At 69.6% G+C, this 6,753-nt stretch carries 6 protein-coding genes and 1 tRNA gene; 2 read left to right on the top strand and 5 right to left on the bottom strand.

The genetic code is table 11. The features are described 5' to 3' along the window. Positions 1–121: 121 nt before the first annotated feature. Complete coding sequence (locus tag ACZ4TW_RS07185; protein WP_465541555.1) at positions 122–310, top strand: hypothetical protein; 189 nt, start codon at positions 122–124, stop codon at positions 308–310. A gap of 54 nt (positions 311–364) precedes the next feature. Here the strand turns inward: ACZ4TW_RS07185 and ACZ4TW_RS07180 are convergent, their stop codons facing one another. Together ACZ4TW_RS07180 and ACZ4TW_RS07175 are read right to left on the bottom strand one after the other, a co-directional pair. After that, positions 365–2,257: a glycoside hydrolase family 15 protein gene (locus ACZ4TW_RS07180; protein ID WP_465541553.1), complete on the bottom strand. Its 1,893-nt coding sequence runs from the start codon at positions 2,255–2,257 to the stop codon at positions 365–367. 149 nt (positions 2,258–2,406) lie between these two features. Further along, positions 2,407–2,479: transfer RNA gene (locus ACZ4TW_RS07175), tRNA-Arg, on the bottom strand. A gap of 228 nt (positions 2,480–2,707) precedes the next feature. Here ACZ4TW_RS07175 and ACZ4TW_RS07170 point away from each other — a divergent pair. Further along, on the top strand, positions 2,708–3,376 hold the full coding sequence (locus ACZ4TW_RS07170) for a DUF6766 family protein (RefSeq protein ID WP_465541552.1): 669 nt from the start codon (positions 2,708–2,710) through the stop codon (positions 3,374–3,376). 76 nt (positions 3,377–3,452) lie between these two features. On the opposite strand, the gene ACZ4TW_RS07165 is transcribed toward ACZ4TW_RS07170, so the two are convergent. The 3 genes from ACZ4TW_RS07165 to ACZ4TW_RS07155 form a co-directional block, all read right to left on the bottom strand. Continuing rightward, on the bottom strand, positions 3,453–4,391 hold the full coding sequence (locus tag ACZ4TW_RS07165; protein WP_465541551.1) for a carbohydrate ABC transporter permease: 939 nt from the start codon (positions 4,389–4,391) through the stop codon (positions 3,453–3,455). Next, entirely contained in the window at positions 4,388–5,251 is an 864-nt protein-coding gene (locus tag ACZ4TW_RS07160; RefSeq protein WP_465541862.1) for a carbohydrate ABC transporter permease, read from the bottom strand. Before ACZ4TW_RS07160 ends, ACZ4TW_RS07165 begins: the two co-directional genes overlap by 4 nt. Positions 5,252–5,400: 149 nt before the next feature. Next, a complete protein-coding gene (locus tag ACZ4TW_RS07155; RefSeq protein WP_465541549.1) occupies positions 5,401–6,714 on the bottom strand; it encodes an extracellular solute-binding protein in 1,314 nt (437 codons plus the stop codon). Positions 6,715–6,753 lie beyond the last annotated feature (39 nt).

Raw genomic sequence — 6,753 nt, 5'->3', positions numbered from 1 at the left:
TGGTCTTTTACGAGGGAAGCTGGTGGGCGGCCGGCTTGTCCCGTGGGACGCGAAGCACCGGACTGTTGGGGAACAAAAGCGGCCGGGCGAGCCGCCCCCCCCCCCCCCCCCCCCCACGACCGTGCTGTGCCTCGCCAACGTTGGCGACGCGCCGGCGACCGTCGACGCGACGACGCTGTCGGGGTTCGCGCCCGACGCGCACGAGCTCATCACCGACCGCCGCGTCTCGCTCGAACGCGGGATCGTGCTGGAGCCGTGCCACGTGGCGTGGCTGCGGGTGCGCGCGCCCGAGCAACCGCCGCGGTTCTGAGCGGCGCGGCCTCGCGCCATCCGCCGGCCGCCGGCCGCCGGCCGCCGCACGAGGTCAGGGGGTGACGCGGCGCCCCTTCTGCAGCACCGGATCGACGTAGCCGGAGCCGTGATCGAGCTGGTAGTCGAGGTTCATCGCCGCGTTGATGAGCGCGAGGTGGCTGAACGCCTGGGGGAAGTTGCCGAGCTGCTCACCGGTCAGGCCGATCTCCTCGGCGTAGAGTCCGAGGTGGTTGGCGTACGTGAGCATCTTCTCGAACACGAGCTGCGCCTCGTCGAGCCGTCCGGAGCGTGCGAGCGCGTCGACGTACCAGAACGAGCACAGCGTGAAGGTGCCCTCGGAGCCGCGCAGGCCGTCGGGCGATGCCGCGGGGTCGTACCGATAGACGAGGCTGTCGGAGACGAGCTCGCCGTCCATCGCGTCGAGGGTCGACAGCCACATGGGGTCGCGCGGCGCGATGAACCCCATCAGCGGCATGAGCAGCAGCGACGCGTCGAGCACGGTCGACCCCTCGCGCTGCACGAACGCGCCGCGCTCGGCATCCCAGCCGCGGTCCATGATGCGCTCGTAGATCGCGTCGCGCACCTCCGTCCACCGCTCGATCGAAGCGGGCCGGCCGCGCGTGCGGGCGATCCGGATGCCGCGGTCGAGCGCGACCCACGACTGGAACTGCCCGTACGTGAACCGCTGCTTACCGCCGCGGGTCTCCCAGATGCCCTCCTCCGGACGATCCCAGTTGTCGCAGACCCAGTCGAGCATGGCGCGCGTCTGCGCCCAGCCGCGGTGCGGCAGCTCGAGGCCGTGGGTGTCGGCGAGGTGGATCGAGTCCATGGCCTCGCCGTAGATGTCGAGCTGCAGCTGGTCGGCGGCCCCGTTGCCGATGCGCACGGGTGACGATCCGCGGTAGCCCTCGAGGTGCTCGAGCGACTCCTCGCCGAGGTCGGACGTGCCGTCGACGCGGTACATGATCTTCAGCGGACCGGACGCCTCGCCGACGCTCTCGTGGATCCGGTCGAGCAGCCACCGAACGAAGGCCTCCGCCTCGTCGGTGTAGCCGAGGCCGAGCAGCGCGTACACCGAGAACGAGGCGTCGCGGATCCAGGTGTACCGGTAGTCCCAGTTGCGCTCGCCGCCGACCTGCTCGGGCAGGCCCGCGGTCGGCGCGGCGACGAGGGCGCCGGTGGGCGCGTAGGTCATGAGCTTGAGGGTCATCGCCGAGCGCGCGACCATCTCGCGCCAGCGCCCGCGATACGTCGACTGGTCGTTCCAGCGACGCCAGAACCGCCGGGTCTCGGCGAACAGCTCGAGGATCTCGTCGTGCGAGACGCGCGCCGGCTCGGCCCCACCCGACTCGACGACGATGCCGGTCATCTCGCCCGCGTGCAGGGTCCCGGTGATGCGCAGGCCGTCGTCGACCAGCTCGATGCGGCCGGCCCGCTCGTCGCCGTGCATGACGAACCCGCCGACGCGGTGGACGGTGAGATGGTGGTCGCCGGCGGAGAACCGGACCCCGCCCCCCGGCTCCACGGCGCTGATCTCGTGCGGCGCGCGCCCGTAGTCGAACCGAGGCTGGATGTCGCCCACGAACGTCATCGTGCCGCGCACGACCCGCACCATCCTGACGATGCGGTGCCGGTCGGTCGCCTCCCCGTCGGTCACCGGCATGAAGTCGATGACCTCGCCCACGCCGGCCTCCGTCATGAAGCGCGTGACGAGGATCGCGGTGTCGGGCAGGTACAGCTGCCGGGTGACGAAGTCGTCGGTCGCGGGCCGCACCCGGAGGGATCCGCCGCGCTCGGCGTCGATCAGCGTGCCGAAGACGCTGGGCCCGTCGAAGCGCGGGATGCAGAACCAGTCGATCGTGCCGTCCGTCGCCACGAGCGCCGCGGTCTGCAGGTCGCCGATCAGGCCGTGCTCGCTGATGTCCGGGTAGTCCGTCGCCTCCATGCCGTCCCCTTCCCCCTTCGGGGATGCTGGCACGTCGGGGCGGCGCGGGGCAAGCATCGCGGCGGGCGGATGGCACGACTCGCGTTGCGACGGGCTCGGCGGCGTGGGAACGACGAAGGCGGCTCGCTGTCGCGAACCGCCTTCTTCTGCGCGCCCGGAGGGACTCGAACCCCCAACCTTCTGATCCGTAGTCAGATGCTCTATCCATTGAGCTACGGGCGCATGGGATGTCGCCTGCGCGATGCTCGCTCATCAGGCAACCCGGCTACTCTAACCCACCCGCCGCCGACGCGCCAATCGAGCGCCGGGAACCGTTTCGTCAACCCCCGCTCCCTGGAAGGCGAGCAGCGGTACGTTCCAGACATGAGAGTCGTGTTCATGTCTTGGATCGTCGGGATCTTCGGCGGCCTCGCGTACATGTTCGCTGTCATCATGGCCGGGAGGTAGTCGATGCGCATCCGTCAGCACCTGCTCAGCATCTTCTTCGGCGTCATCTTCGTGCTCGCGCTCATCGGGCAGTCCTTCGCCGGGCTCGCGGTCGTCAACCAGGAGAACGCGCAGCACGGCGAGCCCCTCGAGAGCTGGGGCCAGTTCGTGACCTCCTCCGACTTCGTGGTCGACGTGGCCGAGAACTGGCAGTCCGAGTACCTGCAGTTCTTCCTGTTCATCCTGCTCACCATCTGGCTCGTCCAGAAGGGTTCGCCCGAGTCCAAGCAGCCGGGTGAGGAGGGCGTGGGTTCCGACAAGGAGCAACTGGTCGGCCGGTTCGCCAAGGACGACTCGCCGGCGTGGGCGCGGGCCGGCGGCTGGAAGACCTGGGTCTACAGCAACTCGCTGCTCCTCACGATGGGCGCGATCTTCCTCCTGTCCTGGATCGCGCAGGCGCTCGCCGGCAACGTCGTCTACAACGAGGAGCAGGCCATGCACGGCGAGCCCGCGATCACGGTCGCCGAGTACGTGGTGAATCCGGACTTCTGGAACCGCACCCTGCAGAACTGGCAGTCCGAGTTCCTGGCGGTCGGCAGCATGGTCGCCCTGTCGATCGTGCTCCGCCAGCGCGGCTCGAGCGAGTCGAAGCCGGTCGGCACGCCGCACCACGTCACGTCGGTCGAGGGCTGAGCCACCGCGGTCGACGGATGCCGCGGGCCGGCGCCTGCACACCGAGCGCCGGCCCGCCGCATCCGCCTCGCCCGGCCTACCCCTTGAGCCCGGTCGAGGCGACGCCGTCGATGATGCGCTTCTGGGCGAGGAAGAACACGATGATGAGCGGGACCGTCGTGATGACGCTGGCGGTGACGATGATCTCCCAGTGCCATTCGCCGCCGAAGCCGTAGGCGTCGACCAGCGACTTCAGGCCCCTCGGGATCGTGAACGTGTCGGAGTCGCGCAGGTAGATCAGGGCCTTCATGAGGTCGGTCCAGACGGCCTGCACCTCGAACACCAGCACCACGGCGAGCGCGGGCCCCGTCAGCGGCAGCGCGATGCGCCAGAACACGCCCCACTGGCTCGCGCCGTCGATCCGCGCCGCCTCGAACAGGTCGCGCGGCAGGCCGAGGAAGAACTGGCGCAGCAGGAAGATGTAGAACGCGCTGCCGAAGAGGTTGCCCGCCCACAGCGGGGTGAGCGTGCCCACCTGGCCGAGCGAGTTCCAGATGAGGAACGTCGGGATCATGGTGACCGCGCCCGGCAGCATCATGGTGGCGAGCACGAGCCCGAAGAGGAACCCGCGGCCGCGGAAGCGGAAGTACGCGAACCCCCACGCCACCATGGCGCTCGAGATCGTGACCGTGACCGCGGCGAGGACCGTCACGATCGCGGTGTTGAGGAGCCAGAGCGCGAGCGGCGCCTCCTGCCAGACCTGCACGTAGTTGTCGAACGTGAACGTCTCGGGGATGAGGCGGTTGTCGAAGACCTGGCTCCGGGGCTTGAACGACGCGCTCACGAGCCACACGAACGGGTATACGAACACGATGCCGAGCAGGCAGAGCGCGATCCAGGTGAGGATCGTGCCCACCCGCCGTCGTGCCCGCGCGCGACCGCGAGGGCCCGACGGGATCGGGCGCTGCGGGGGCTGCACGGCATCGGGCCGGGCGGCCTGCGACTCGGCGGCCGCGATGCGGATGTCGGTGGTCATCGGTCCCCCTCGTAGTAGACGAGGCGTCGCGACACGATGAGCTGGACCGCGGTGACCGCCATGATCACGAGGAACAGCAGCCAGGCCATCGCCGACGCGTAGCCCATGTTCAGGAACTCGAACGCCTGCTGGAACAGGTAGATGACGTAGAAGAGGGCGGCGTCGTTGCTGTACGTGGTGTTGCCGGCGCCAAAGAACGCGGTGTACGCCTCGTCGAACGTCTGCAGCCCCGCGATGGTGTTCACGACGATGATGAAGAACAGCGCCGGGCTGATCATCGGCAGGGTCACGCTGAACGACTGCCGCCAGAAGCCGGCGCCGTCGAGCTGCGCGGACTCGTACAGCTCCTTCGGCACGTTCCGGAGCGCCGCGAGCAGGATGATGACCGAGGCGCCGACCGTCCAGAGCGACATGAACACCAGACCGGGCTTCACCCACGTGGGGTCGGTGGTCCACGACGGGCCGTCGATCCCGAACCATCCGAGCACGGTGTTGATCAGGCCGTTCTGGCCGTTGAACAGCAGCAGGAAGAGGATGCCGACCGCGACGGGAGGCGTCATCTTCGGCAGGAAGAAGACCGTGCGGAAGAACCCGGACGCCCGGCCCGCGCGATCGAGCAGCAGCGCGAGCGCGAGCGAGACGACCACGTACAGCGGCACCTGCAGCAGCGTGAAGAACGCGGTGTTGCCCAGTGCGAGCAGCAGCTTCTCGTCGGAGGCCATCTCGATGTAGTTCTCGACTCCGATGAACTCGGGGTTGTTGATCACGTCGTAGTCGGTCAGCGACAGGTACGCGCTGTAGACCATGGGCCAGGCCGTGAACACCAGGAAGCCGACGATCCACGGGCTGAGGAAGAGCATCGCAGAGAGGAAGTTGCGTCGCGCGGCCCGTCGCCGCCCCGGCCGTCGCGCGCCGCCGTCGGCCGGCACCGCCGCGGGCGGCGGGCCGGCCGCGACGGTGCCGACCGGTTCACGTTCCGAGCTCACGCCCGGCCGTGTCCCGGTGGACATCAGTCACCGCCCTCGAGTTCGGCCCAGCCCTCGTCGAGGGCCTCCTGCGCCGTCTCCTGCGCCTTCGCGAGCGCGTCGGCCGGCTCGGCCTCGCCGTTCAGCACGCTGTTGACGGCCTCGAACATGGCATCCTCGAACTCCGCATCGGCGGGGTTCGCGGGCAGCGAGAACGTGTTCTGGTTCGCCTCGTACATGGCGGCGACGCCGGAAGCCCACGGCTCCTCGTCGGCGGTGGTCATGCCCTGGATCTCCTCGTCGGCCACGGTGTTGCCGGTGAGGATGCCGGTGAAGGGCAGGCCCTCCTCCTCGCGGAGCGCGAGCCGAGCGTCGGCCGCGGCACGCCACGCGTCGACCGAGGTCATGACGCGCGCCCAGCGGCACGCGGCATCCGCGTTGTCGCTGCCGGACGGGATGGCCCACGCGCTGCCGGTCGCGTAGGCGATCGGCTCGCCGTCGGTCGTGCGCACGGTGTCGAACGCCATGGGCGCGTCGGGCGACACCTCGTTGAGCACGTTGAGGTACCACTGCTCCATCGGCATCGCGCCGAGCGTGTTCGTCGCGAACTGGTTGCCCTCGCCGAAGAAGTCGGCCGCGTCGCGCGTGGCCTTGATCGCGGGGAAGCCGCCCTGCGCCTCGTAGATGCCGGCCGCCCATTCGAGCGACTCGACCGCCTCGGCGGAGTCGAGCTGCGCGGTGCGGCCGTCCTCGCTGATCAGCGAGCCGCCCGCAGCCTGGGTCCACAGGGCCAGGAACTCCGGGAGCTTGCTGTCGACGCCGATGACCGACACGTTGTCGCCCTCGCGCTTCACGAGCTTGCCCGCGGCATCCGTCATCGCCTGGCGATCGGATCCGTTGACGCCCTCGATCGTGACGCCGGCCGCGTCGAGGAGCTGCTGATTGGCCATCGTGAGCTGGACGCTGTTGAACTCGGGGATGCCGTAGACCGTGCCGTCGAGCGTGACCTGGTCGAGCGCGGACTCGACGAAGTCACCGGTCTCGATGCCCTCGCCGTCGATGCAGTCCTCGAGCGGGATGATGGCGCCGCGAGCCGCGAGCGAGCCGATCTGGTCGCGATCGGCGTACAGCAGCGTCGGCGGTTCGCCCGACGCGACGGACGAGAGGAACTGCTGGATGTCGAGGTCGCCCTCGATGAGCTCGACCTCGACGTCGCCCAGCTCGGCCTCCGCCATCTCCATGCGGGCGGTGGCGACCTCGTCGACGCCGGAGAAGCCCATCACGGTCAGCTCACCGGAGAGCTCGGCGTCGGGATCGTACTCCCCCGCGGTGTCGCCGGCCTGCCCGCCGGTCCCCACGGCGCAGCCGCTGAGAAGGAGCCCCGCCGCTGCAAGCGC

It is taken from the genome of Agromyces sp. NPDC029043, from assembly GCF_055564615.1.
This window is presented reverse-complemented; position numbering and strand designations above follow the sequence as displayed.